Raw genomic sequence first — 25,328 nt, forward strand, 5'->3', positions numbered from 1 at the left:
ATTACCATCGACGCCAGTCCGCGAGACCTCCGGCCACCGGTGAATGATAGATTAGTTCGTTAAAACAGTCAAAGAGATGCTTGAACATGGAGATGTGGCAGAGTTGACTGACACGGAACTTAAGTGCAAGTAAGGCCCAAAATAGGTGATGGCTGAAAAGTCACTGAAGGAACTCTTCGAAGCGATTGAAGATGAAGCAGAGGGGGACGGAGCTGCGGCAGGGGAGGCGGAGGAAGCTGTTGAGCGAGACCGGTTACAGAGGTTGCTTGATGCTACAGACGAGGAATGGGATGAACTGAGTGTTAGAGAGCGTCTCAGTTTGGTATCTGCTCTATTCAACTATTCAGATAAGTACGACGAAGTAGAAGGGTTGGAGCGGGTAATCGAACTAAATGACCAACTTGACGTTCAGGACCTTGAGCCAGAATATGCTGCACAATGGTACTACCAATTGGGGAACGCTCATTCAGCCTTAGCGCACAAAACAGCCAGTGGACCGCGAAAGCTCGACTTTTTCGATAGCAATCACTTCATCGAGGCGATTGGTTACAAGCGCGCTGCAGTTGTCCAAGACGACCTCGATAAACTCTCAGACTATCGAATTAGTCAAACGTACTGTAATTTAGCGAACATCCTGGCCGAAACTGGCCGGAGTTCTGAAGCTCTGAGACTGTACAATATTGCCCTTGGTGTCAATCCCGACCACGGGATGGCTTTAGCGAATCGAGGACAGACTAAATGGGAATACTCGCTGTTTCTATTCGATGAACATCAAAAGCATATGTTCCTCCATTCGGCGTATCTGGATTTGAAGGTAGCTCTGGAGAACGCTGACGACATCCATCCAGGAGCTGAGGCAACTTTCCGCTCGACTCTTGAGCAGTTGAAGCCATTTGCGGATAAAGGCAATTCGATACACGCAGAAGACGAGAGGTCGTTAGGTGACTCAGAAGAGGAAATAGCATATAATGAATGGGTTTTGGACAATCGTCTCTTTCTGAACCCCCTTAACGACATTTCCACTCATACCTGCGCCGCTTATGATGATTTTCATCTACCGAACATGATTTTACCGGAGGGGGACTTCCCGTACCCCGGTATGTATAATCGAATGAAACAAGAATTCGCCTCTGCTAGATATATATTCTACGAAGGTCTCACCGGGGATAGAAACCATTTCTCTGATAGACGTGTTCGACTAGAAAATACCCTTGATTACTCTGTATCTGGATACCGCACGGAGCAAATCAAAACCGCACTTCGCCTATCCTATTCAATATTTGATAAAATCGCAGTCTTCTTGAACAAGTACTACGACGTACACGAGATTAATGAAGGAGATGATGAGCCGAGTTTCGATGAAATTTGGTATCCCAATATGTCCTACGATTACCACAATCTCCATGATGTGTTTGAGAGCAGCACAAACTGGGCGCTTAACGCACTATATTGGCTAAAAAAGGACTTCAGTCACCACATCAGTGAGCGTGACGACGAATCATCAGTAACCGTTGCACACGAACTAAGAAGTGTCAGAAATGCAGCCGAGCACGACTACTTCAAAGTAATTGAAAACGGTTTCATTGATGAGGCTCGACACAGAGAGAACCCTGTGTTCCAGGATACAATCTACGACGCCATAGGAGAGCGTGAACTCGAACAAGCCACAATGGAGATGCTCCGGCTCTCCCGAGCGGCTTTGTTCTATCTCAGCTTTGCTGTACACATAGCGGAAGAGGCGAAGCGAGAAGCATATGAGGATGTCCTAGGGGGGATAAGAAGCACTCCCCTTCCGAACGAATTCAAAAGATAACTATCAGTCACCAACTTACGAGCTGCACTTCTTCTTTGCATCAGTGAATCATTTACATAAATCAATAGGGTAGGGGTGCATCCACACAGGTATGGCAAAGTTCCAGGCTGACAAGCTCCGCGAACTCGAACAGGCTAAGAACAGCGACGACGCAGACATCTCCGTCCTCGCCTTCGCAATCGGAGTCGAAGTGGCCGAACTCGAAACTATGAGCAAAGACGAACTCCGGGGCATTGCCCAAGCGAACGCCCTCGACCCCGACGAGTTTGACCTCTAAACACGCCGCTCTTTTCCCCACGCCCGCTGCACCTGAGGAGCGGGCAGCCGCTCGATATTCGCCAGCTCAACATCTCGTTCAATAAGCTGGTCCTCCTGGTGACCCAAGTCCTGATACGTCGAGATGTAGGCTAATATGTAACGGATGTGCGGGCACGTGCGCTCCTCCGGCGGCTGGCTTTGATGCCGCTCCCAAGCGTCACAATCGCACGCTGCGCCTCGGTAGATGTTCATCTCCCCGTCCGCTGGCTCGTACCAGACCGAGGTTGAGAACGAGTCAACCCGCCAGTGAAGGACCAGCCACCCCTGCTCGCTCGACACCATCTTACCAACACTCCAGGGGGCTGACAGATAGGCTTTGCTGCGCGGCCCTACTCCGCGCCGAGGTTGCAGACGAAATCCAACCGGATGAAAGCGACCTGCTGCTCTGCGACCATCACTAAGTGCCCCTCTGGTTCACTGTCTCGGTACTCTAACTCGGCCTCAGGAGCGAGCGATAGGTCAGACGGGTTATCCCACTCCGCGCGCCATCCATCAGGAATACGTACGATTTCGTCCCCGTCAAGGTCAATGGCAAGCTGGTCATCGCGCTCCCCCACATCAACAATATCGATAACGTAGAGGTCTTCCTGGGGCTGCTTGATGCCGGCTTCTTCGAACTGTTCGGTCCACTCGTTCGTGGCCTCAATTACGGTCTCAGCGATGTCGTCCGGTACGTTTCCCATGGTTGGGGGTGACCCCAGGGATTATTACCTCTTGCCAAGTTGGCTCCAGCAGGAATCGTGGCACGGCTCCGACCCCAAAGTCCTCACAGCTTCAAATCGCCGACCCGTCGTGCGAGTCGTAGCTGTAGCCTCGACGCTGTATGGCGATTACCCGTGGCTTCGAGGATAGTTGTGAGAGGATGGGCGCTGCAGGATTTGAACCCGCGACAGCTTGGTCCGAAGCCAAGTACTCTGTCCAGACTGAGCTAAGCGCCCGCACCTGATCCGTATCAGGTGGGTCCGTATAAGTCACTCGATTTTCACCGATTCCGACAGGCGTCGACACACGCCGCGGTGAGACGACTCGAGCCCGCGATCGGCTGCCAAAATACGGCTCGTTCCCACCGAATGAAAACCACCGGAAGGGGTCTATGTAGTGGTGGTCTATGCGGGGATATGACGGTCAACGAGCCACCCGTTCCGGAGGACGGAAACGACGATGCACCGCTCGAGTTGCTGTCGGACGACGAGGGGACCTGGACGGCCGTCCCGGTCGATGCGAGCGGCGACGAGCGGGTGACCAAGTGGCTCTCGATTTCGGCCGACGACCTCTGTGATCTCGAGGAGTGGCGGTAACGGGCGCGAAAGCGAGCGGCGACGGCCGCTGTTGCGGATCGTACGGTTTAACCGGTCCCGTTGAGCAGTTGCGTCCATGACAGCGGGGGAGACGATCCGCGGGTTGGTCGAGTTGACGCGGCCGGTGAACGTGATCGCCGCGAGCGTGCTGACGTTTATCGGCGCGTTCGTCGCCGGCGGGGTCACAGACCAGTCGCTCGAGGTGGCGGCCGCCGTCGGGGCGACCGGGCTGGCCGTCGGTGCGGGGAACGCGATCAACGATTACTTCGACCGGGAGATCGATCGGATCAATCAGCCGGAGCGGGCGATCCCGCGGGGGGCGGTGAGTCCTCGGGGAGCGCTGGCGTTCAGTGTCGTCCTCTTCGTGATCGCCGTTGCGCTCGCGGTGACCCTGCTGCCGCTTGCGGCGATCGCCATCGCGGGGATCAACCTCGTCGCGCTCGTGGCGTATACGGAAGTCTTCAAGGGGCTGCCGGGACTGGGCAACGCGCTGGTCGCGTATCTCGTCGGAAGTACGTTTCTCTTCGGCGCCGCGTCGGTCGGGGAGATCGGCCCCGCAGTCGTCCTCTTCGTCCTCGCTGCGATCGCGACGCTCACGCGGGAGATCGTCAAGGACGTCGAGGACGTCGAGGGCGACCGCGAGGAGGGGCTCAACACCCTTCCGATCGCGATCGGCGAGCGGCGGGCGCTCGTGGTTGCCGGCGGCCTCCTCGTACTCGCCGTGCTCGCAAGTCCGATCCCGTACGTGCTCGGGTACTTCGGCGGAACGTACCTGCTCGTCGTCGTTCCGGCCGACGTGCTCATGCTCGGTGGGGCCTACGAGAGTTTCGAGAACCCGACGGCCGGTCAGGCGCGGCTCAAGTACGGCATGTTTCTCGCGGCGCTTGCGTTTATCGTCGGTCGGACTGCCCTCGAGTTCGGTGCCCTCTAGGAACTTCACGTTTCGAATTGGATCCCGATAACGTTTCGAAGTTACCGGAGCTAGTGGGGCGCTAATCAAAAGTACTATAAGCGTAATACCGAATCTACATACCAACCTGAACGGTACCAGCGGTGACGACGACCACCGCCGCAGATGGATGTGAGTATCTGGTATGTATGACCTAGACGTCCTCCCGGACACCGAACTGGATCCGGGGACGAACGTTCTCATCGCGGGCCCGCCGCTTACTGGCAAACGTCAGATCGCGCTCGATATCCTCGCAAGCGGCGCAGACAGGGGAGACGGATCGATCGTGGTGACGACCAAAGACAGCGCCGAGAAGATCCTCTCGGCGTTTACCGAGCGGGTCGGCGGGGATGTCGACGTCGGGATTGTCGACTGTGTCACGAAACAACGCGGCATCGGCACCATCGAAGCCGATCCACGGGTCAAGTACGCGTCCTCGCCCGTCGATATGACCGGCATCGGAATCAAGCTCTCCGAGTTCCTGCAGGAGTTCTACGAGGAACGTGGAGTGACCGAGAACCGCGTGCTGTTGTACTCGATTTCGACGCTGCTCATGTACTCGGATCTCCAGACGGTGTTTCGGTTCCTCCACGTGTTTACGGGCCGAATCCAGAGCGCGAACGCCCTCGGCGTTTACGTCGTCGACTCGACCGCCCACGACGATCAGACGATGAACACGCTCAAACAGTTGTTCGACGGCGTCATCGAGGTCGATCAGGGCGACGAGAACGGGCCGGAGATCAATACGGTCGGGCTCGCGACGTAACCGACCCGACCCCGGCGCTTCTGGCCGGCCCACGAGGTGACCCGGAGAGGTTTACGGCCCGAGCGACTACCGCCGAGTATGGCGGTCGATTCCGACTCGGAGATCCGAGACGTGCTCGCTCACGAAACGATCGCGGTCGTCGGCTGCTCGAGTACGCCGGGCAAAGCGGCCCACGACGTCCCGAGCTATCTCCGCGAACAGGGGTACGACGTGATCCCGGTCAATCCGTACGCCGACGAGATTTTCGGTCGGCCGGCTCCGGATACGCTTTCGGACGTCGAAACGGAGATCGACGTCGTCTGTATCTTCCGGCCGAGCGAGGAGGTCAGCGATATCGTCGACGAGGCGCTCGAGCGCGACGACGTCGACGTTATCTGGACACAGCAGGGGATTCGTGACGACGACGCGGCCGAACGGGCCGAACGCGACGGTCGGCAGGTCGTCCAGGATCGGTGTCTGAAAGTCGAACATCGACGACTCGGTGCGTAGTGCATTGGGGGACATCAAAACCGGCGGTGCTGTGGCTGACAGCCTTGGTTTGAAACGAACGGCAGCGGAAGGGGTGTGGTCACCGACAGAGACTTACCCGCAAGCGCTGTACACAGTAGCAGTACCCATGTGTGACCGGTCCGGGAGCTGTTCGAACGACGGCACCTGCCAACTCGTGCTCAAAAACCGGAATACTGGGATGGAGTTGGTCGAACACCACTGCAAGGCCCATCTCGTACTCCGGGTGTGGGAGGTCGAACGCGACGAGGGGCTGGCTGTCGTCGACGCGACCACGCTCCATCGGTCATCGTCACCGGGCTGAGGCGACGTCCCCGCCTCGAGCGCGATGTCTCGCCTCGAGCATGGCGAAAGGCAGGAGACGACGGACGACCGTTGTCCGGCCGTGTTTCGGAGCTCTCGAGAGCGCACTGATCGGTGAAAGCGGTTATCCGTTCGCACATACGTTTGAGACAGTGGCACCTACAAGTACGTCTGCGAACCGCACAGAACGATGGGTATGAAGGTGTCGTCGTTGTCGAGTGATGCCCGCTGCGGCAGTCATTCGTCTTTTGACGTCTTTCCAAAGTAGAGGCATCCTCAACGGCTCTGATAACTGCTGTCGGCTCGCTTCACAGAAGCCCGGCAACGACGAGCAGCGCTATCGAGACACCGCTCGCGCCGAGAAACCACGGTCGCGCTTGAGTTGCAGCCGCGACCGCTGATGTCTCAGATGGGCTGCCGGTCAGTCGACGGAACCCGAAGAACAGCACGACTGCGAGGACGAGCCACAGGCCGACCATCGCCAGTACGAGGTTTCCTCGGCCCGTCGTCTGGAGCGATTCGGCAGTATATAGGGTTCCTGCGAGATGGCCGCCGCTGAACAACAATAGAAGGACTGAGGCCCCCGTAAGATGCCAGAATCTCCGTGCGATAAGCGTCAGCGCTTCCGCACTCAGCAATTCGCTTCGCGCTGCCGGGATAACAGCCCCTGCAATCACGAGAGTCCCACCCGTCCACAGCGCAGCGAAGACCGTGTGGATGGTCATTACTACATCAAGTACAGTCGTCATTGACGAACCCCCGCGCTCGATTGCGCATCAACCGAAACGGAGTTGCGCGATCGACGCATTGTGCTTATACGCCCAGCGTTTCTGGGGGTGACTCGGGTAGTAGCTCTGTATGACATCAGTCGATTATTCGGGGCAGGATATAAACATCAAAGGAGGTGTCCCAGAGTCTGGGATGAGTACCTGTGAACGACCAGAAACAGCAGTAACGCACCACAGCGTGCTATTCCAGTACCCTGGGAATGACCGTGGACTCTATACGCTCTACGACGGAAGAATTGAGCAATATAACATGGCGCACGTGAAATGCCACAGCGAGTATACAATAGACAGCACCTAAGATGAGCGAACAAAACGTTGATCCGAATCGACTATCACTGATTCCGTCGAACATTTCATTCCGAGAATCATCGACTGAAATGGACCGATGGTCGTCCGAAGAACCCAATGAACCCGCCCTCCCGATGGTGTTGAAATCCCTCGACGACGATAAATGTCGAACCATACTCACGCTCTTGGACGAACCGAAGTCCGCCAGCGAACTCTGCGAGGAGTGCGGTCTATCGAGTTCGACGGTGTATCGGAAGCTCGAACTGCTTCGCGAATCGATGCTTGTCCGTGAATATACGGAGGTTCGGCGTGACGGACCAAACGCGACCCTCTACGAACGCGATTTTACTGATATCTCGATCAGTGTCACCGATGACGAGTTCACGATAGAGGTATCTCGACCTAAAGAAGACCCAGAAGATCGGATGGCAACGTTCTGGTCCGCAATGAAGGAGGAGTCGAAATGAACCTATCTATTGTTTTGCTCGGCGTCGTCAAGATTACTGCCCTCGTTCTCGGGGGGATTGTGTCTCTGATGGCATACAGAGCGTACAATCGCACGCGAATCGCGGGCCTCCAGTTCTTTGCGATAGGGTTGGCGCTCATCACACTTGGAACGTTTCTCGTTGGAGTGTTCCATCACATCGGTGGAGCTTCTGCTATCATCGGGATGACCCTCGAGAGTGTGATCATCAGTATTGGGTTCGTCGTGATGATCTATGGGCTCAGCCAGACGTAACGTCCGAATCGGTCTTACTGAAGATCAGTCCTTGAGCTAGTTTCGTCGACCCAACGACTAGTTCTCCCATGTCCTGGGAACCTTCCATCTCTCCTTATCAACCCTCATCGGAGTGAGCGTATGGACAGGCCCACCATAGCTATCAGTCAGTCAAATCCCTCACCCCCTGCCATAACAGGCGGTGGTGGTAATCGATGAAGCGAAACCTGGCGTCCGAGTACGCGGACCTAATCGCATCGCGGAGTAGGTTACTCATCGTACTGTTGCTCGTCATCAGCGCCGTCGTTGGTGCTGGCGCGATTGTCGGTACGACTGGGGAGGGACAGATCGGCCAAGCCGACATCGATTCCCCAGAACAGGCGGCACTTGACCGCATCGAAGCAACGTACGAGACGGACGATGCAGTCGTTTCACAGGTCGTTGTCAGGGACGAGGGTGATAACGTACTCACTCGCGAATCGTTACTCAAAAGCCTCCGTCTTCAGCGGGCCCTCCGAGAAAACGAATCGGTCAATGCGACACTTCGTGACGGGACGGGGATTATCGGCATCGAGAACGTCGTTGCGAACGTTGCATACGCCCACGATCGGGGTGAAAACACCGGCACGTCGGCTGTCGACAGGGGTTCTGGAAACAATACGTCGGTGACAGGGCAGGGTCAGTCGTCAGCACCGACGCTCGACCAGCAGATCACAGCACTTGAATCCAGCACTGACGAGGAAGTCGAAACGTATCTCAGCCGTCTCCTCGACTCAAATACCTCTGTCTCCGGCAGTGATCCAACCCAATTTTTGCCGACGGATTACGAACCAGGAACGACGAGTGCCGACGCGAGAACGACCCTCGTCTTTCAACGGAGTCCGAGCAGTTCGACGGCGACTCCCCAGACGGTGAACGATGCACAACTGGTCATCGGTTCGCTCGTCGAGAAGCGCTTCGACGACGCGTTCGTGTTCGGACAAGGTATCATCGATGCGGAATCCTCGCAGGCGATCGGCGACACGTTCATCATCATCACGCCTGTCGCCATCGTCCTCCTCCTCCTCGTCCTCACGATTGCCTACCGGGACCTCATCGACGTTCTCGTGAGCCTCTTCGGAGTGGCCGTCGTGCTGGTTTGGTACGCTGGCATACAAGGGTGGCTCGAGATTCCGTCGAATTCGACCCTGATCGCCGTTCCGTTCTTGCTTATTGGCCTCAGTATCGACTACTCGCTCCACGTCGTCATGCGCTACCGTGAAGCCCGAGAGGGAGCGCTCGACACCACCGATGAGAACGTCGGTCGACGCGACCCTACGACGGCGATGCGTGTCGGAATCGCCGGCGTCGTTGTCGCTCTTGCTACCGCCGCATTCTCGACGGCTGTCGGGTTCCTCTCGAACTACACCAGTCCGCTGGGCTCGATTCAGGATTTCGCCATCCTGAGCGGTGTGGGTATCGTCGCGATCTTCGTCGTTTTCGCTGCGCTTGTGCCAGCCATCAAACTCGAACTCGAACGGTTCTTTGACTGCCGTGGCCGCGGCCGTCATAATCCCGCCGTCGGCGTTGGTTCGGGGCGGCTGAACCGTGTTCTCTCGGGCACCGCTACGGTGGCCCGACGCGCCCCAATCGTCGTCATCGTCCTTTCGTTGCTCCTCGCCTCCGCAGGCGCGTACGGCGCAACGAGTATCGACACCGAGTTCAACCAAGCGGATTTCATCCCGCAGGATGCACCGCCGTGGATGGAGACACTCCCGGAACCGTTCGCACCCGGCGAGTATGAGGTGAGCGAGAACCTCGAGTACCTGAGCGACAACTTCCGCCAACGCGGAGAGGAAGCAGAGGGGCAGATACTGATACGCGGGAACGTGACCGCGCCAGCACTGCTCACCGCAACCGACGATGTGACCCGGAATACGAACAGCAGCGGCACGGTCGTCGTCGGTTCCGATGGAAGAGCCGCTATCGAAAGCCCAACATCCGTCCTTCGTGCGGTTGCCTCGGAAAATCAAACGGTCGCAGATGCAATCGAAGCCCGTGATACGGACGGTGACGGTCTCCCAGACAGAGACGTCGCGGCAGTCTACGACCTGCTGTTCGATGCTGCTCCCGAACAAGCATCGTCGGTCCTCTATCGTGCCGAGAACGGGTCGTACGAATCTGCACGGCTAACTGTCGGCGTGCAGAGGGACACCTCGGCTCAGTCGGTCGCAGGGGACGTACGAAACGTTGCCTCGACCATCGAAGAGGACGCCCCAGTTCGAGCCATTGCAACGGGCGGTCCGATCATTACTGCCGTGGTCCAGAGTGCTCTGTTCGAAACGCTCGTCGAAGGGTTCGCTATCACACTCGGGGTTATTCTCGCGCTACTTATCGGCATGTACTGGTGGCGGTACCGAACACCGGAGTTGGGAGTCGTGACGCTCGTGCCCGTTCTGATCGCGCTTGCGTGGTTGCTCGGCACCATGTCCGTGCTCGATATTCCGTTCAACAGTGAGACAGTCGTGATCACGAGTTTGGCGATCGGCCTCGGTGTGGATTACAGCATTCACGTCAGTGAGCGGTTCTTCGACGAACGCGCTCGCCACGATTCGCTCGTCGAAACGCTGGCAACGACACTCGAGGGAACTGGTGGTGCGTTGCTCGGAAGTGCAGTGACGACGGCGGCGGGCTTTGGGGTACTCACACTGGCGCTGTCACCCCCGCTCCAACGCTTTGGCATCGTCACCGGGTTGAGTATCGTCTACGCGTTCATCGCATGCGTGACGGTGCTTCCGTGTCTGCTTGTGGTTCGGGAGCGCGTGCTCACACGATTGGTCTGAGCACGAACGAACACGCGTGCGTTCTTCCACCGATGTCGTAACTTTCCAAATCGGGGAGGCCACTTTGTGATCCAGCGACGATCTGAATGTTAGCCGATAGTGTCCGTCTGGCCGGGAGTGATGCACGAAGAAGAATCTACACTGTGTCAGAATCGGTCTTGATACGAGAACCTACAGGTTCCCTTCCGCAGGGTACTTCTTAAGATACTGGTGGTTTGTCGGACTTCAAACAGTGACACACGTGCGAGCGGGCGGCCCGACCGTCCGATCGAATCAGGAACTCCACTCCTCGAACGACCGGTAGATCCCCTTCGAGAGGTAGCGTTCGCTCGAGTCCGGAAACACCGTGACGACCGTATTGTGCGGCGTCTCGATGTCCCCGTCGGCGATTTCCCGGGCGACCCGTCGTGCGGCGACGCTTGCAGCGCCTGCACTCGAGGCGACGAGATGACCTTCCTCGCGGGCGAGGCGCTTGAGTTCGTCCTGTGCATCCCGGTCGGAGACGGGGTAGACCGCATCGACCAGTTCGGGGTCGAACAGTTCGTTCGTTTCGACGTCGTGGGTTCCGATCCCCTCGATCTTGTACTCGTCTTCGGTACGCTCTTCGCCGAAGAGTTCACCGTAGACCGATCCCTCGGGCTCGACGGCTGCGACGTGTGTTTCCGAATCCTGCTCGAGCGCGTAGCGGGCGATTCCCATGAGCGTGCCCGCCGTTCCACAGCCGGCGACGACCGCACCGACCTCGCCGTCGAGGGCCTCGTAGATTTCGGGACCGGTCGTCTCGTAGTGGGCTTCCGTATTCAGCGGATTCGAGAACTGCTGGGGGACGACGGCGTCGTCGAGTTCCGCGGCGAGCTCGTGGGCGCGCTCGATCGCACGCTCCATGCCGTCCTCGGTCGGCGTGTTGATGATCTCTGCGCCGAGGGCCTCCATCAACTGCTGTTTCTCGACGCTGAACCGCTCGGGAACGACGAAGATCGCGTCGAGTCCGAGCTGCTCGGCGGCGATCGCGAACCCGATCCCCGTGTTGCCCGCAGTCGGCTCGACGATCGTTCCACCCGCCGGCACGTCACCCCGTTCGAGCATCCGCTCGAGCATATAGCGGCCGATGCGGTCTTTGATGCTCGCGCCCGGATTGAACGACTCGAGTTTCGCGTAAATACGAACGTCGTCCGGGCCGCCGTGAACGTGGACGAGCGGTGTCTGACCGACCGTCTCCAGCACCGATTCCAGCGGTCGCTCGTGGATAGTCATCGTGCTGGCAAATGTTGCCCCCACTGTTAGCAGTTGCGATACGACCGCTACCGCCGGACCCGGTCGACGACGACGAAAACGTATCCGAACACACAGTTGTATACGGAGCTTTCGAGACGGGAAACGCGAGACGAGATCACAACCCGTGGATCGACGTTACTCCGCCGTCGCGTCGGTCGACTCGCTTTCGGCGGTCGAGTCCGCGTTCTCGTCTGTCTCCGAGTTTGCGTCGCTTTCACCCTCGCTTTCTCCGTCGAGTTCGGCCTCGTCGATCGCCGCGTCCGCGAGGATCTGCTCGCCGTCGATCCCCTGTTCCTCGGCGATCGCGAGCAGCAACGCCCGCTGTTCCGTAAGCTGGTGGTCCAGCCGCCGTACCGTATCGTGGGTGTCGTCCATCTCCTCCTCGAGGCTGATAATTCGTTTCTGGAGTTGCTGTACCTGTTTGTACATCGCTTCGGCCCGGTCCGAAAGGCCCTGAATCTTCTTTGCAGTGCTGCCGAGTCCCATACCCGTGTGATGTGTTGGCCGGCTAATGGGCCTTTTCCTCTCGGTACATGGTCCTGAACCTCTTGTTCATTATTACCATGGTTCGAAAGTCTTATTACGAACCGCGTTCAATCATCGACTGAATTCGAGGTGAACAGCCATGGTGCTCCGACCGAGCGCAAGCACCTGGACCCAGAGCCTCGACATGCCATCCCAGCTGTTCGGTGACCGCGGAGGCAGCGACTACGAACTGTACGAAGAAGACGACGAGTTCGTCCTGACGATCGACATGCCGGGGTTCGAGACCGACGAGATCGATCTGGCCTGGGACGAGGGTGTCCTGAACATTGCCGCCGAACACGTCGACGACGAACGCGGCCGGAAGAAGACCTATCACCGCCGGTTCCGGTTCCCCAAGGACATCGCCGACGACGAGATCGTCGCCGAGTACACCAACGGCGTCCTCGAGGTCGCCCTGCCGATCCGGGGTGCGACCACCCACGGCAAGGAGATCCCGCTCGAGGGCTAACGTCACCCGATCGTCGCCGGTTCCGTTGCGTGTATCGCCTCCGGGCACCGCCGCCGATGAACCGCGTCCCGGCTCCGGCCGGTGAACCACCCCTCCCGTCGACGCGTCCGTTCTCTCGTGTCGACCGGTCGTTTCTGGTCGTTTCGGAGTCGACGGCGGCATGCTCGCGCGTCGACGGTCGAGACGATTCGACCGATGCAACTCAGCGTAAAACCGCTCAAACGGAAAGACGCGGGGAGTGGTCTCGCCTCGATCGACCGGGCCGCGATGGACGAACTGGGGGTCACAAGCGGTGAGTTCGTCGCGATCGAGGGCCGTGACGGCCGCGTTATCGCGCGGGTCTGGCCCGGCCGATCCGAAGACACCGGGCGAGGGATCGTCCGGATCGACGGGCAGTTGCGCCAGGCCGCTGGCGCGCGGATCGACGACACCGTCTCCGTCGAAGCGGCCAACGTCGAGCCGGCGTCGACGGTTACGGTCGCGCTCCCGGAAAACGTCCGGATTCAGGGCGACGTCGGCTCGTATCTCAAGGACAAACTCTCGGAGCGAGCCGTACGCCCGGGTGAGACGCTCTCGCTCTCGCTCGGCTTCGGACTCCTGACGAGTCGCTCCGGCCGGCGACTGCCGGTAACCGTCGTGGACACCGAGCCGAGCGGAACGGTCGTCATCACAAGCGGGACCGAGATCGAGGTCGTCGATCGGACCCCGGACCAACTCGAGATCGAGGCCGAAGGACCGATCGAAGGGGGCGACTCCCGGGGGGAGACGCCGAACGTCACCTACGAGGACGTCGGCGGGCTCGACGACGAACTCGAGCAGGTCCGGGAGATGATCGAATTGCCGATGCGCCACCCCGAACTGTTCAGAGCGCTCGGCATCGAGCCGCCCAAAGGCGTCCTCCTGCACGGGCCGCCGGGCACCGGCAAGACGCTGATCGCTCGGGCGGTCGCAAACGAGATCGACGCCCACTTCCGGACGATCTCCGGCCCGGAGATCATGTCGAAGTACTACGGCGAGAGCGAAGAGCAGCTACGCGAAGTCTTCGAGGAGGCCGCGGAGAACGAGCCGGCGATCGTCTTCATCGACGAGCTCGACTCCATCGCCCCCAAACGCGAAGATGTCCAGGGTGACGTCGAACGCCGCGTCGTCGCGCAACTGCTCTCGCTGATGGACGGCCTCGAACAGCGCGGCGAGATCACCGTCATCGGGACGACAAACCGGGTCGACGCAATCGATCCCGCGCTGCGCCGTCCTGGCCGGTTCGACCGCGAGATCGAGATCGGCGTCCCCGACGTCGACGGTCGCGAAGAGATCCTCCAGATCCACACCCGCGGCATGCCGCTTGCCGAAGACGTCGATCTCGACCGCTACGCCGAGAACACCCACGGCTTCGTCGGGGCCGACCTCGAGAACCTCGCGAAGGAGGCCGCGATGACGGCCATGCGGCGGCTCCGTCCCGAACTGGATCTCGAGGCCGACGAGATCGATGCCGACGTCCTCGACGAAATCGAGGTCACCGCGGACGACTTCAAGCGCGCGCTTCGCGGGATCGAACCCTCCGCGATGCGGGAGGTCTTCGTCGAAACCCCCGACGTCACGTGGAACGATGTCGGCGGTCTCGAGGCGGCCAAAGAACGGCTCCGGGAGAACGTCCAGTGGCCGCTCGAGCACGCCGACGCCTACGAGCGGGTAAACCTCAGTCCCGCCAAGGGCGTGTTGCTGTACGGCCCGCCGGGTACCGGCAAGACCCTGCTCGCGAAGGCCGTCGCCAACGAGGCCCAGTCGAACTTCATCTCGATCAAAGGCCCCGAGCTCTTCGACAAGTTCGTCGGCGAATCCGAGCGGGCCGTCCGCGACGTCTTCGAGAAGGCCCGGGCGAACGCGCCGACGATCGTCTTCTTCGACGAGATCGACGCCATCGCGAGCGAACGGGGCAGCGGCGTCGGCGACTCGAACGTCGGCGAACGGGTCGTCTCTCAGCTGCTGACCGAACTCGACGGACTCGAGGAACTCGAGGACGTCGTCGTCATCGCCGCCTCGAACCGGCCGGAGCTGATCGACGACGCCCTCCTGCGGCCGGGCCGGCTCGACCGTCACGTCGCGGTTACCGAGCCGGACGAGGAGGCCCGCCGCGAGATCTTCGGGATTCACACTCAGGAGCGGCCCCTCGCCGACGATGTCGACCTCGACACCCTCGCGGCCGAGACGGCCGGCTACACCGGCGCGGACATCGAAGCCGTCTGTCGGGAGGCCGCGACGATCGCGGTCCGCGATCACGTTCAGGCCGAAGCCGCCGGTGAGGAGCGCGACGTCGACGAGATCGTTCTGACCGCCGGGCACTTCGAGCAGGCCCGACAGGAGGTCTCGCCCGAATCGACCGCGGCGTTCGAAACCGGTCCCGAGGCGGGCGGCTTCGACGAGGTCCTCGAAGACGCCGAAACCGAAGCCGAGTAGGCGGGTCCACACGGAGGGCGACTGCGCTCTCCGAGTCGCGGCTCGCCGACACGGCCGACCTCCGAACGCCCGTTCGACCGACTTCTCCTCGAGCGTCGTTTCGACGAGCCGCCGGACTTCATCGGGAACCTATATGTCGGCCGACTTTCTATCGGGTTTTATGACAGTTTCGAGGGAGCCGAAATCCCGTCGTCGGCGTCGGCGCGATCTGCTGACGACCGCCGGCGCGACGCTCGTGACCGGTCTCTCGGGTTGTATCGACGCACTCGAGGGGGAGACCGAAACGGACCCGGCAGCCGATCCGACCGGTTCGGGAGACGATCCGGCCGAGTCGGTCGCCGAATTACGACCCGACCTGACCGACGCCGGGTCCTACCGGATGCACCAGTACGGTCCCGATCACGTCGGTGCCGCGGCCGGTACGGGACCGACCGCCGACGTCGAAGCCGCCTGGACGTTCCGCGAGGGCGAGGACGACTCGTACTACGAAATCGGGTCGCCGGCAGTCGTCGACGGGACGGTGTACGTCGCCGAGGGACGCTCGGTCGGCAACGACGGTGCGGAAACGACCGTCTACGCCCTCGACGGCGCAACCGGCGAGATCGAGTGGGAGTGGACTTACCCCGGGACCAACTCCTTCGGCGGGACCGTCGTCGCCGACGGGACGGTCGTTCAGGGGGTCGGTCCCTCGGTCGTCGCCCTTGAGGCCGACACCGGAACCGAACGCTGGCGGGTCGATCGCGACCTCAACGACGAGGTGACGGTCGCCGACGGAACGGTCTACGCCATCGAGACCACGTACTCCGGTCCGCCGACGCTCGTCGCGATCGACCTCGAGAGCGGGCACGAGCGCTGGACCGCCGCGTTGGCGGACGACGGGACGTACTGGCCGACGCTGCCGGCGGTCGCTGATGGGATGGTCTACCAGGGTGGGAGCGAACTCGTCGCGCTGTCGGCCGCCGACGGCGAGCGGCAGTGGTCGCGCGACGTCGAGCGCCCGGTTACCGGACCGCCGACCGTCGTTGACGATGCTCTCTACGTTCCCGTCGGCGACGGCACCGTCGCGGCGTTCGATCGGGACGGAACGCCGCGCTGGAGCCAGGCGGTCGAAAGCGCTGGCCAAGGGTCGGGACTGGAACCCGTCACGTCGCCGGCCGTCGACGACGGCACGCTGTACGTCACGAACGCGTGGCAGCTGACCGCGTTCGAGGCCGAAACCGGCGAGAAACGCTGGACGACCGAAACGGGCAGTAACGATCCGCCCGTCGTCGCCGACGGCGTCGTCTACGCCGGCGGGCTGAACACGATGGAGGCGTACGACGGGACAGACGGGAACCTCCTGTGGCGATACCGGTCGGACGCCACCTCCGGCAGCGGCGACGTTGCGCCGGTCGTCGGCGGGGCCGTCTTCTTCCCCAGCGGGGGACTTCACGCCCTCATCGAACCGGACGAAGCGTCCCGATAGAACCGCAAGCGCCGCCGCCTCGAGCGCGTGAGATCCCCGTTCCCTCCGGCGATCGGAGAGGCGAAAGGTCCTTAAGTTCGCCCCGACTACGACGAGATGGATAGGTCGGGCAGTTAGGCCCTGCTCGTTACCCGCAGTATGGCCTTCAGCGGGGACCGAACACCGCGGGCGTCCGGTCAGACCGGCCGGGGCCCCGGGAGCCAACGTGGAAGCCTCGTCCGTCGGGGACAGCGGTCCGCGATGGCCGTCCGCAGGGACGTCCCATCGCGGTTAGCCGGCGACAGCCCATCAGGCGCGGAAGCGAGCAGTGGACCGCCGGACACCTGTCGCTCGACGGGTCGCGGGGTGGAGAAGGCAACCGGGATTCCCCCGACCGGAACGCCGGGCAACCGTGGGTTCCACATTCATACCGTATCGTTGTACGGCGAGCGGCGGCACTCCTCTCGAGACACAGCACAACCCGAAAGTAGCAACCACGAGGGTCTCCTCGCACAGCAGTCGGTAAACGATCGTTTCGGTCGCAGGGATCGCATTCCGTACGGCCCTCGGTCCGTGACTGCCCAGAGCAGATACCGTTCCCGATACATCGAAATATTCGGCCCGAATAGTCATCGTATGGACGTCCCGTACGGGGCCGGTTCGAATCGGACTCGTCACGGGTCCCGTGCTCGCGGTACCGTCGTCGCGTCTCTGCTCCTGACGGGGTGGAAACCCCTCACTCGAGGACTCCAGATCGCCGCTATCGTCGGTTGGATCGGTCTCTATCTCCCGCTGTTGTGGACGTAGTAATCGATCTCGGTAACGGGCAGCCGTCCGGCCCGCGACCGTCCCGTCCGAAGGCGGCGTCGACGGGAAGAAGTAGCCGCGATCGCAAGTCGATTGGTGCTCCGGCCCGAGGAGTCGGTATGATCTCCCTCGCGCTTTCGGTCCGACAGTGTGACTGCCCGTTGAGCGCGGCCAGTGGAGCCCACGACGTGGCGTTCGTCACCCCACACTGGCACTACCACCACGACCGGTCGCGGCTCGAGCTTCGCGTACTCGCGGAGGGCAGCGATCGAACCGAAGTCGAACGCGGGCTGGACGTGCTCCGGACCCACGAGGAGACGAAATCGTTCGAACTCCTCGCCAAACAAGGGCACGCGGCGCGGGCGCGTCTAACGATGGGAACGACGAACATGATGGGGGCAGTGGTCGAACACGACGGCTATCTCACCGGCCCCTTCGAGAACGTCGGCGGGAGCGAGCGCTGGGAGATCGGCTTCGACGACGAGGTCGCCGCCGAGGGCGCGCTGGCGGCCTTCGAGAGACACGACGACGAGTACGAGATCCGCGACCGGCGACGCGTCGACCCCGCGACGGTGCTCGAGGACGTCCGCGCCGACGTCGTCGGCACGACGGTACTCGAGGGAGCGCGCCGACTGACCCGGACCGAACGCGAAACGATCCGCCGGGCCGTCGACGCGGGCTACTACGACGTTCCGCGGACGGCGACGCTCGGCGACCTCGCAGCGGCGCTCGAGGTCTCGGACGCCGCCGTCTCGAAGACGCTGCGCCGGGCCGAGCGCAAACTGCTCGCACCGACGGTGACCGCCCTCGAGTCGACCGATCGACACGCTCGCACGACCGGCGAGTGATCTGTGAGCGACGGGGTTAACATCCTAACGAGAGCACCCATCCCCGGGAGCTTCGTAATCCAGCGTGTGATTCGAAACTGGAACCGTGACGTCTCGCTCTCGGGAACGATTCTATCGACCGTCTCGACGTATCTGTTCGCGCTGGCACCGCTCGCTGCGGCCGCCCTGTGGGGCGGCCTCTATGTCGTGAGCAAGTGGGGCTTCGACGCCGTGCCGCCGCTGACGCTTGCGTTTCTGCGGGTCGTCGTCGGCGCGGTCGCGCTGCTCGTCGTCGTCCAGTTGACGTATCCGGCACGGCAGTTTACGCGGCGCGATCTGTTCGGATTCACCGCGCTCGGGGCCGTCGTCGCCACGTCGCTTGCGACCCAGTTTCTCGGCACTGCGCTGACGACGGCGAGTCAGGGCTCGCTCATCACCGTTCTCACGCCGGTCTTTACGATCCTCTTCGGGGTGACGCTGCTCGGGGAGCGGCTCTCGATGCGGCTGCTCGTCGGCATGCTGGTCGCTATCGCCGGAACGATCGTCGTACTGACCGGCCAGTACGACCTCTCGGAACTGGCCGGCGCGGCGACGACGGGTGTCGTCATGCTCCTGCTGGCGAGCGCGACGTGGGCGCTGTACACCGTCTGGGGAAAACCCCTGATCGACCGGTACTCCGCCCTCGAGACGGCGACGTACTCGTGTGTCGCCGCGGTTCCGATGCTCGCGGCGCTGGTGCCGCTCGAGGTCGCGGTCACCGACGCCTCGCTGCGGGCGATCGAACTGACGCCGGCGCTGATCGTCGCGGTCCTGTATCTCGGGCTGCTCGGGACGGCCGCAGCGTGGTATCTCTGGTACAAGGGAATGGAGTACGTCGACGCCAGCGTCATCTCGGCGTTTTTCTTCAGCCAGCCCGTCGTCGGCGCGCTCTTCGGGGCGACGCTGCTCGGCGAATCGCTCGGGTCCCGGTTCGTTCTCGGCGGCGTCGTGATGGCCGTGGGTGTCTATCTGGTCTCGACGACGCGAACGGCCGCGTAGCTGACCGTGAAAAATACCGTTTGGTAACAGTAAGATTTAGGGCAACTATTGTGGAACGGTAGCATGATGGCGCTGTTCAGATCCGTAGCCAGACTCGGTTTCGTCGTGCTCGTCCTCCTCAGCGGGTGTATTACGCTCGCTCCGCCGGCGATCGACAACGGCGTCGCTGCCGAGGCCGATCCCGATCCGGACGAGGTCTTCGACGGCGCGTTCGTTCACAGCGACGATCTCGAGGACGTCCACGGCAACCAGACGACGATCGTATCGACTGAAAACGGGACACACACCGAAGTCGTTCGCGTTTCCGAACGCCCCTACGTCGATTTCCGCAGCGAAGTGCTCGAGTCGTCCGTTTCCGATCGCGTCGGTGAGCAGTACGTCTCCAACGCCTCGGCGTCGTGGTGGTACGACCCGAAATCGAACACCGCAAGCGTCTTCGAACCCGACGACCCCTTCGACAACGAGGCGGTCCGCGACGCACGGGCCGACGAAGCCGACCGCCAACGCGACCTCTACGATCTCGAGTACCAGGGGACGGAGACTGTCGCCGGCCGTGAGGCACACGTTCTCTCTGCAACGGCCAAGAACGAATCCGTTGTCGACGAAATATCGCTGCTCGTTGGCGATACCGAGTTCGTCTACGCGCTCGAAACGGTCGATCCGTCCGAAGAACTCGACATCACCGAACAGACGATCTGGATCGATACGGAGTACAAGTATCCGCTGCAGGAAGAACTGGTCGTCAACGGAACGGACGACGACCAGTACGTGATGACCGAACGGTTCGAGACGATCGAGTTCAATACGGACCTGTCCGACGATCGGTTCGCGTTCGAGCCGCCGGAGAACGCGACGGTCGAAGAGCTCAATTGATTGTGTCCGGCACGAAACGCGACGCCGGCTATTCGGCCGGCTGAACGACGCTCGAGGGGTTCTCGAACGCCAGTCCGCCCTCGAGCGTCCGGACCGGGTACGGGATGTCGATCCCCTCCTCGTCGAACCGTTGCTTGACCGTGGTGACGTACTCGCCTTTGATTCGGACGAAGTCCGCCCGCGAGGGGTCTTCGATCCAGAACCGCGACTGGAGACCGACGTCGGAGTCGTTGAGTTCCGTCACCCGGACCGACGGCGCAGGGTCGTCCATGATGTCGGGATGTCGTCCGGCTTCCTCGACGATGCTGTCGGTTGCTTGCTAGATGTCGTCGTCGCAGTAACGTGGCGGTACTGTAACCGAGTTGACTCGACTCGCGCCCCCCGTGAACGGCGCGACTCTCTCGCTGTTGAAAGGTAGTGGGACCAAACCGGGGACGGCGGTCATCGATGCACGACGGCCGTGTGGCCGCGCGTTTCGACGAGGTCGGCGTCGACGCGGTCCGCGAGGTCGGCCGCCTTCTCCTCGGTCGAACTCCCGGCGCGGGCGGCGCGCAAGAACTTCACCTTCACGAGGTCCCTGTTCGAGAGCTGATCGTCGAGTTCGTCGACGACCGATTCGATACCGCTCTTGCCGACCCAGACGGTGACGTCGAGGTCGTGTGCTTTCCGTTTGAGTTCCTGTTGATCCATAACCCCGCCTAGGGGGGCGACCCGCTTGAATCTTCTCGAAACGAAACCGCTTCGAACGCAACGTGACGATCAGTCCTCGTAGGGGTATCTGGCGTGGTGACCACACTCACAGGTGACGACGACGTGGCCGTCCTGTAGCCTGACGCGGGCGTTATCACCCGGTCTGAGATACGCATCACAGGCGTCACAGGTGAACCGCCGAAACGTCCGCGGAAGCGAAAGTCGGTTGCGCTCGGCGACGCGGCGCGCGAGTCGGACGTAGTAGCGGGCACGGTCGTCGTCGTCCGCCGTCGCCGCCGCTCGAGCGAGGTCGTGGAGGCGCTCGATCCGTTCGACGGCGATGTCCGCGGTCATGCGTCCGTGTTTCGTCGGTGCACCTATTGGTGTTGCGTTCCGCGCTGGAACGAGCCGCCCGGAGCGCGATCGCCGCCGCCGAACGGCGCTCGCGCGGGAGTACCGTTTTGAGGCCGGCCGGTGAGGATACTGGTTCGTGCGAGTCCTGAACTACCTCGAGTGCGGATCGCTGCTAGCACGCAGCGGGATCAGTACGGCCGCCGCTCAGCAACGGACGGCGCTGTCGCGGATCGCCGACGCAGCGTTCGCCGTCGATCTCGAGGTCGTGACCGATCCCTGGCGCGACCCACGGTGTGCGTTTCGGGGCGGCGCGGCCACCTGGCCGATCGTCGACTACGACCTGGCTCACTGCAACGCGGTCGGTCCGGGTTCGATCGCGGTCGCACGACACGCGATCCGAACCGGACGGCCGCTGGTCTTGCACGCCCACGTTACCCGCGCGGACTTCCGCGACAGCTTCCGCGGATCGAACGCGATCTCGAGACCGCTCGGGCGGTATCTCCGCTGGTTCTACTCGCAGGCCGATCTCGTGTGCTGTCCCAGCCGAGCAACGAAGCGCCACCTCGAGAACGAGTCGGTCGACGCACCGATCGAACCGATCACGAACGGCGTCGACGTGGCGTCCCTGAAAGGGTACGAACGGCTCCGCGAGCCCTATCGGAGCCGGTACGGTATCGACGGCGACGACCCGGTCGTCTTCGCGGTCGGGAACGTCTTCGAACGGAAGGGCGTCTCGACGTTCTGCCGGCTTGCCCGGCAGCTTCCATACGAATTCGTCTGGTTCGGCCCGTACGATCGCGGGCCGCTGGCGAGTCAGGCTATCAGGAAGTGGACACAGGAGCCGCCGGACAACGTGACGTTCACCGGATGGATCGACGACAAACGCGGGGCCTTCGGTGCCGGCGACGTGTTTTGTTTTCCGACCCGGGTCGAAAACCAGGGCATCGCCGTTCTCGAGGCGATGGCCTGTGGAAAGCCGGTCGTAATACGCGATATTCCCGTCTTCGAGGAGTTTTACACCGACGGGAAAGACTGCCTGAAGTGTACGACGGACGCGGAGTTCCGGAACGCGATCGAGCGGCTCGCAGCCGATCCCGGCCTCCGGCGACGGCTGGGTCGAAACGCCCGCGAGACCGCCGCCGAACACGATCTCGAGACGGTCGGCGAACGGTTACTCGAACTGTACCGACAGGTATCCGTTCGGAGTGTCGACGATTGAGCCGCTGAATCAACGAATCCGTGATTGGAAAGATTCTTAATCATTCCATGCAACCGAATGTAGTACGCAATACTGTTATATACCAGAATAATAGGGGTGTCATAGAACGGAATGAATCACGAACTCAGTAACCCTGACGACGGCGTCAGCCGACGGTCGGTGCTGGCTGCGACTGCAGCCGGGCTGGTCGGCTCGACGGGCGGTTGTATCGACCGCGTCCAGAGCGTCGTCGATCAGGACGGAGACGATCAACTCTCGCTCTCTATCATGACCGTCCCCGCGGACGGCGACAGGGAGAGCGTCCAGATCGCCCGCCAGCTCGAGGCGAACCTCGAGGCGGTCGGTGTGGACGTCACGGTCTCGATGCGGTCTCGGTCCGAGTTTCTCGAGGCGGTACTGATCGAGCACGATTTCGACCTCTACGTCGGTCGCCATCCTGCCGATTTCGATCCCGACTTCCTCTACGAGGCCCTCCACTCGACGTACGCGAACGAGGCCGGCTGGCAGAACCCGTTCGGGTTTACCAGTATGGCGTTCGACTCGTCCCTCGAGACACAGCGCCGCGCGGACGGCCAGGAGCGAGCAACACACGTTGCATCGGTACTGAACGGACTGGCACAGGAGAAGCCGTTTGAGCCGATCTGTATCCCATCGGAGTATCGAGTCGCCCGAACGGATCGGTTCGACGGCTGGGAGGACGACCATCTCGCGACCCGACTGGGCTATCTCGGGCTCGAGTCGGGCGAAGGCGTCGACCGGCTTCACGCCCTCGTCACCGACGCTCGACCCTCCCAGAACGTCAATCCACTCTCGGCGACGATCAGGGAACGGGGGACCGTCATCGACGTCCTGTACGACTCGCTCGCGACCGTCGACGTAACGGACGACACGACGTCGCTTCGGCCCTGGCTCGCCGCCGACTGGGAGTGGAACGATTCGACGGCGACGGTAACCCTCCGCGAGGGCTGTCGGTTCCACGACGGCGAACCGGTCACCGCCGCCGACGTCGCGTTCACCTACCGCTTTCTCGCGGACACGACGCTCGGCCGTGGACCGGTCCCGTCACCGGCACCGCGATATCGCGGCCAGGTCGCGGCGATCGACGACATCGAGGTCGTCGACGACCGCCGGCTGACGGTCTCGGTAACGAGCGGCCAGGAGGTCGGCGAGCGGGCGTTTACCGTCCCGATCCTCCCCGAGCACGTCTGGCGGGAACGGGTCGAATCCCGCATCGGTCGACCGGACGAGTTCTCCCCGCCACAGGGGAAATGGGGTGTCGTCACCACGGACAACGTTCCACCCGTCGGGAGCGGCCCCTTCCAGTTTGCCGCCCGCACCGAGCGCGAACACATGACCCTCGAGCGCTTCGACGAGCACTTCACGCTCCGAGAGGACGTTTCCCTCCCCGAACCGACCGTCGAGGAACTGCGGTTCGGCGTCGATCCGGGAACCGCGTCCTCGATCGAACGGGTCGCCGGCGGTGAGGCGGACGTCACGACGTCGATGCTCGAGACGTACGCCCTCGAGGAGATCCCGGACGCGCCCGAAATCGAACGGCTGGAATCGCCGTCATGGACGTTCTATCACGTCGGCTTCAACACCCGGAAGACGCCGTTTAGCAACTCACACTTCCGGCGTGCGGTCGCCCGACTGCTCGACAAGGAGTGGCTGGTGGAGTCGGTGTTCCACGGTCACGCCACGCCGGTCACCGCGCCGGTCGCCGACGAGTGGGTACCCGACTCGCTCGTGTGGGACGGTGAGGATCCGGTTACGCCGTTTGTCGGCTCCGGCGGCGATCTCGACGTCGAAGCCGCCAGAGCCGCGTTCGAAGCGGCCGGCTTCCGGTACGACAGTGACGGACGGCTCTTGGGGCAGTACTGATGTTCACCGAGGTATTACTGCGGGTCGTCACCGTCGTCGTCGGGCTCATGCTGCCGGTGGCGATTGCCGTCTTCGTCGGTCGGCAGCGACTCGCGACGGTGCGTTCCGAGTGGAAACACCGCCTTCGGGTCTGTGGGCCGACCATCGCCGTTTTGCTCGTCGTTTTGGCACTCAATCGGGTGATGCGCCAGATCGGTCCCGGACTCTCCAGAGATATCGGGATCCACATGACGGAGGTATTCTACGACCTCGAAGGGGAGTTCGTTCTGATCTTCCAGACCATCCAGACGTCGGAAGTGACGTCGTATTTCACGTTTACGTACGTGTATGGCTACACGTTTTTGCTGCTCTTTCCGGTCGTCGCCTACTTCGCGCTGTCGGATACCGTCCCGTTTCGGCGACTCCTCGTCGCGTATTCGTTCAACTACGCGTTGGGGTTGGTGCTCTACATTTTCGTGATCGCGTACGGCCCACGGAACATGATGCCCGAGTTGGTCGGCGAGACGATGCTCTACGATACGAAACCGGAGTATCAACACCTCACCCGACAGGTCAACCGCAACACCAACGTCTTCCCGTCGCTTCACACCTCGCTTTCGGCGACCGTCGCGACGTTTGCCTACATGACTCGCTCGGAGTATCCGAAATGGTTCCCCGTCGCGACCGCCCTCGCGGTCAGCGTCATCGTCTCGACGATGTATCTGGGAATCCACTGGGGGATCGACGTCGTCGCCGGTCTGCTTCTGGCCGCGGTCTCCGTCGCGCTCTCGATCAAACTCGTCGGTCGATGGTCGGTCTCGGCGGGCCTCGAGACGATCGGAGCCGTGCTCCGACCACCCTCCGACGACCCGTCGACGACCGACCGGGAGTGACGACGCCGCGACGGCAACGCAATACTGTTA

At 61.7% G+C, this 25,328-nt stretch carries 25 protein-coding genes, 1 tRNA gene, 1 other RNA gene and 2 pseudogenes; 21 read left to right on the top strand and 8 right to left on the bottom strand.

From position 1 onward, the window contains the following. The first annotated feature begins 148 nt into the window (after nt 1–148). Together TX80_RS14960 and TX80_RS14965 are read left to right on the top strand one after the other, a co-directional pair. Nucleotides 149–1,813 carry an LA2681 family HEPN domain-containing protein gene (locus tag TX80_RS14960; protein ID WP_049923950.1) on the top strand — a complete coding sequence of 555 codons (1,665 nt, stop codon included), beginning with the start codon at nt 149–151 and terminating at the stop codon, nt 1,811–1,813. Between the two features lie 91 nt (nt 1,814–1,904). After that, nucleotides 1,905–2,090 carry a hypothetical protein gene (locus TX80_RS14965; protein ID WP_049923951.1) on the top strand — a complete coding sequence of 62 codons (186 nt, stop codon included), beginning with the start codon at nt 1,905–1,907 and terminating at the stop codon, nt 2,088–2,090. Nucleotides 2,091–2,460: 370 nt separating this feature from the next. On the opposite strand, the gene TX80_RS14975 is transcribed toward TX80_RS14965, so the two are convergent. Both TX80_RS14975 and TX80_RS14980 read right to left on the bottom strand, forming a co-directional pair. Next, a complete protein-coding gene (locus tag TX80_RS14975) occupies nt 2,461–2,814 on the bottom strand; it encodes a hypothetical protein (protein ID WP_049923953.1) in 354 nt (117 codons plus the stop codon). 180 nt (nt 2,815–2,994) lie between these two features. Then, nucleotides 2,995–3,069: transfer RNA gene (locus TX80_RS14980), tRNA-Arg, on the bottom strand. 180 nt (nt 3,070–3,249) lie between these two features. Here TX80_RS14980 and TX80_RS14985 point away from each other — a divergent pair. The 6 genes and pseudogenes from TX80_RS14985 to TX80_RS20115 all read left to right on the top strand — a co-directional run. Next, a complete protein-coding gene (locus TX80_RS14985) occupies nt 3,250–3,429 on the top strand; it encodes a DUF7511 domain-containing protein (RefSeq protein ID WP_049923954.1) in 180 nt (59 codons plus the stop codon). Nucleotides 3,430–3,505: 76 nt separating this feature from the next. Next, nucleotides 3,506–4,360, top strand: coding sequence for a geranylgeranylglycerol-phosphate geranylgeranyltransferase (locus TX80_RS14990; RefSeq protein ID WP_049923955.1), 855 nt, complete (start codon nt 3,506–3,508; stop codon nt 4,358–4,360). Between the two features lie 163 nt (nt 4,361–4,523). Continuing rightward, nucleotides 4,524–5,144: an RAD55 family ATPase gene (locus tag TX80_RS14995; RefSeq protein WP_049923956.1), complete on the top strand. Its 621-nt coding sequence runs from the start codon at nt 4,524–4,526 to the stop codon at nt 5,142–5,144. Between the two features lie 78 nt (nt 5,145–5,222). Beyond that, on the top strand, nt 5,223–5,633 hold the full coding sequence (locus TX80_RS15000; RefSeq protein ID WP_049923958.1) for a CoA-binding protein: 411 nt from the start codon (nt 5,223–5,225) through the stop codon (nt 5,631–5,633). A gap of 127 nt (nt 5,634–5,760) precedes the next feature. Then, complete coding sequence (locus TX80_RS15005) at nt 5,761–5,955, top strand: hypothetical protein (protein ID WP_049923960.1); 195 nt, start codon at nt 5,761–5,763, stop codon at nt 5,953–5,955. A 150-nt stretch (nt 5,956–6,105) separates the two neighbouring features. Further along, nucleotides 6,106–6,222, top strand: a pseudogene (locus TX80_RS20115) (plastocyanin/azurin family copper-binding protein); the annotation flags it as partial. 40 nt (nt 6,223–6,262) lie between these two features. Here TX80_RS20115 and TX80_RS15010 read toward each other — a convergent pair. After that, nucleotides 6,263–6,703: a hypothetical protein gene (locus tag TX80_RS15010; protein ID WP_049923961.1), complete on the bottom strand. Its 441-nt coding sequence runs from the start codon at nt 6,701–6,703 to the stop codon at nt 6,263–6,265. Nucleotides 6,704–7,119: 416 nt separating this feature from the next. Between TX80_RS15010 and TX80_RS15015 the strand changes: the two genes are divergently transcribed. The 3 genes from TX80_RS15015 (at nt 7,120) to TX80_RS15025 (ending at nt 10,570) form a co-directional block, all read left to right on the top strand. Beyond that, nucleotides 7,120–7,497: a winged helix-turn-helix domain-containing protein gene (locus TX80_RS15015; protein ID WP_081661628.1), complete on the top strand. Its 378-nt coding sequence runs from the start codon at nt 7,120–7,122 to the stop codon at nt 7,495–7,497. Then, a complete protein-coding gene (locus TX80_RS15020) occupies nt 7,494–7,769 on the top strand; it encodes a DUF7521 family protein (protein WP_049923963.1) in 276 nt (91 codons plus the stop codon). The genes TX80_RS15015 and TX80_RS15020 overlap by 4 nt, the downstream gene beginning before the upstream one ends. A 194-nt stretch (nt 7,770–7,963) precedes the next feature. Continuing rightward, on the top strand, nt 7,964–10,570 hold the full coding sequence (locus TX80_RS15025; protein ID WP_049923964.1) for an efflux RND transporter permease subunit: 2,607 nt from the start codon (nt 7,964–7,966) through the stop codon (nt 10,568–10,570). Between the two features lie 273 nt (nt 10,571–10,843). On the opposite strand, the gene TX80_RS15030 is transcribed toward TX80_RS15025, so the two are convergent. Both TX80_RS15030 and TX80_RS15035 read right to left on the bottom strand, forming a co-directional pair. Continuing rightward, the gene (locus tag TX80_RS15030) at nt 10,844–11,824 is read right to left on the bottom strand and encodes a PLP-dependent cysteine synthase family protein (RefSeq protein ID WP_049923965.1); all 981 of its coding nucleotides are present in this window, start codon (nt 11,822–11,824) and stop codon (nt 10,844–10,846) included. A gap of 156 nt (nt 11,825–11,980) precedes the next feature. Further along, nucleotides 11,981–12,331 (bottom strand): DUF5798 family protein, encoded by a 351-nt coding sequence (locus TX80_RS15035; RefSeq protein ID WP_049923966.1) that lies wholly within the window; start codon nt 12,329–12,331, stop codon nt 11,981–11,983. Nucleotides 12,332–12,470: 139 nt separating this feature from the next. On the opposite strand from TX80_RS15035, the gene TX80_RS15040 reads away from it, so the two are divergent. The 7 genes from TX80_RS15040 (at nt 12,471) to TX80_RS15065 (ending at nt 20,282) form a co-directional block, all read left to right on the top strand. Next, nucleotides 12,471–12,839: an Hsp20/alpha crystallin family protein gene (locus TX80_RS15040; protein WP_049923967.1), complete on the top strand. Its 369-nt coding sequence runs from the start codon at nt 12,471–12,473 to the stop codon at nt 12,837–12,839. A gap of 195 nt (nt 12,840–13,034) precedes the next feature. Beyond that, nucleotides 13,035–15,293: a CDC48 family AAA ATPase gene (locus TX80_RS15045; protein ID WP_049924110.1), complete on the top strand. Its 2,259-nt coding sequence runs from the start codon at nt 13,035–13,037 to the stop codon at nt 15,291–15,293. A gap of 160 nt (nt 15,294–15,453) precedes the next feature. Further along, entirely contained in the window at nt 15,454–16,758 is a 1,305-nt protein-coding gene (locus tag TX80_RS15050) for an outer membrane protein assembly factor BamB family protein (protein ID WP_049924111.1), read from the top strand. 93 nt (nt 16,759–16,851) lie between these two features. After that, nucleotides 16,852–17,163, top strand: an RNA gene (ffs, locus tag TX80_RS18755) — signal recognition particle sRNA. 500 nt (nt 17,164–17,663) lie between these two features. Beyond that, a complete protein-coding gene (locus TX80_RS15055; RefSeq protein ID WP_049923969.1) occupies nt 17,664–18,392 on the top strand; it encodes a helix-turn-helix domain-containing protein in 729 nt (242 codons plus the stop codon). Nucleotides 18,393–18,500: 108 nt separating this feature from the next. Continuing rightward, nucleotides 18,501–19,409 carry a DMT family transporter gene (locus tag TX80_RS15060; RefSeq protein ID WP_049924112.1) on the top strand — a complete coding sequence of 303 codons (909 nt, stop codon included), beginning with the start codon at nt 18,501–18,503 and terminating at the stop codon, nt 19,407–19,409. 66 nt (nt 19,410–19,475) lie between these two features. Beyond that, the gene (locus TX80_RS15065; protein ID WP_049924113.1) at nt 19,476–20,282 is read left to right on the top strand and encodes a LolA family protein; all 807 of its coding nucleotides are present in this window, start codon (nt 19,476–19,478) and stop codon (nt 20,280–20,282) included. A gap of 28 nt (nt 20,283–20,310) precedes the next feature. Here TX80_RS15065 and TX80_RS15070 read toward each other — a convergent pair. The 3 genes and pseudogenes from TX80_RS15070 to TX80_RS15080 form a co-directional block, all read right to left on the bottom strand. Continuing rightward, nucleotides 20,311–20,601, bottom strand: a pseudogene (locus TX80_RS15070) (mechanosensitive ion channel family protein); the annotation flags it as partial. A 122-nt stretch (nt 20,602–20,723) separates the two neighbouring features. After that, entirely contained in the window at nt 20,724–20,972 is a 249-nt protein-coding gene (locus TX80_RS15075; RefSeq protein ID WP_049923972.1) for a YhbY family RNA-binding protein, read from the bottom strand. 69 nt (nt 20,973–21,041) lie between these two features. Beyond that, on the bottom strand, nt 21,042–21,326 hold the full coding sequence (locus TX80_RS15080) for a ribonuclease P protein component 4 (RefSeq protein WP_049923973.1): 285 nt from the start codon (nt 21,324–21,326) through the stop codon (nt 21,042–21,044). A 136-nt stretch (nt 21,327–21,462) separates the two neighbouring features. On the opposite strand from TX80_RS15080, the gene TX80_RS15085 reads away from it, so the two are divergent. The 3 genes from TX80_RS15085 to TX80_RS15095 all read left to right on the top strand — a co-directional run bounded on the left by TX80_RS15085 (nt 21,463) and on the right by TX80_RS15095 (nt 25,298). Beyond that, on the top strand, nt 21,463–22,545 hold the full coding sequence (locus TX80_RS15085) for a glycosyltransferase family 4 protein (protein WP_049923974.1): 1,083 nt from the start codon (nt 21,463–21,465) through the stop codon (nt 22,543–22,545). Between the two features lie 111 nt (nt 22,546–22,656). Next, on the top strand, nt 22,657–24,426 hold the full coding sequence (locus TX80_RS15090) for an ABC transporter substrate-binding protein (RefSeq protein WP_049923976.1): 1,770 nt from the start codon (nt 22,657–22,659) through the stop codon (nt 24,424–24,426). Continuing rightward, nucleotides 24,426–25,298, top strand: a complete 873-nt coding sequence (locus TX80_RS15095; RefSeq protein ID WP_049923979.1) for a phosphatase PAP2 family protein — start codon at nt 24,426–24,428, stop codon at nt 25,296–25,298. The genes TX80_RS15090 and TX80_RS15095 overlap by 1 nt, the downstream gene beginning before the upstream one ends. Nucleotides 25,299–25,328: the final 30 nt, after the last annotated feature.

Source organism: Halopiger djelfimassiliensis (assembly GCF_000455365.1).
In the GTDB taxonomy this organism is placed as follows: Archaea; Halobacteriota; Halobacteria; order Halobacteriales; family Natrialbaceae; genus Halopiger_B; species Halopiger_B djelfimassiliensis.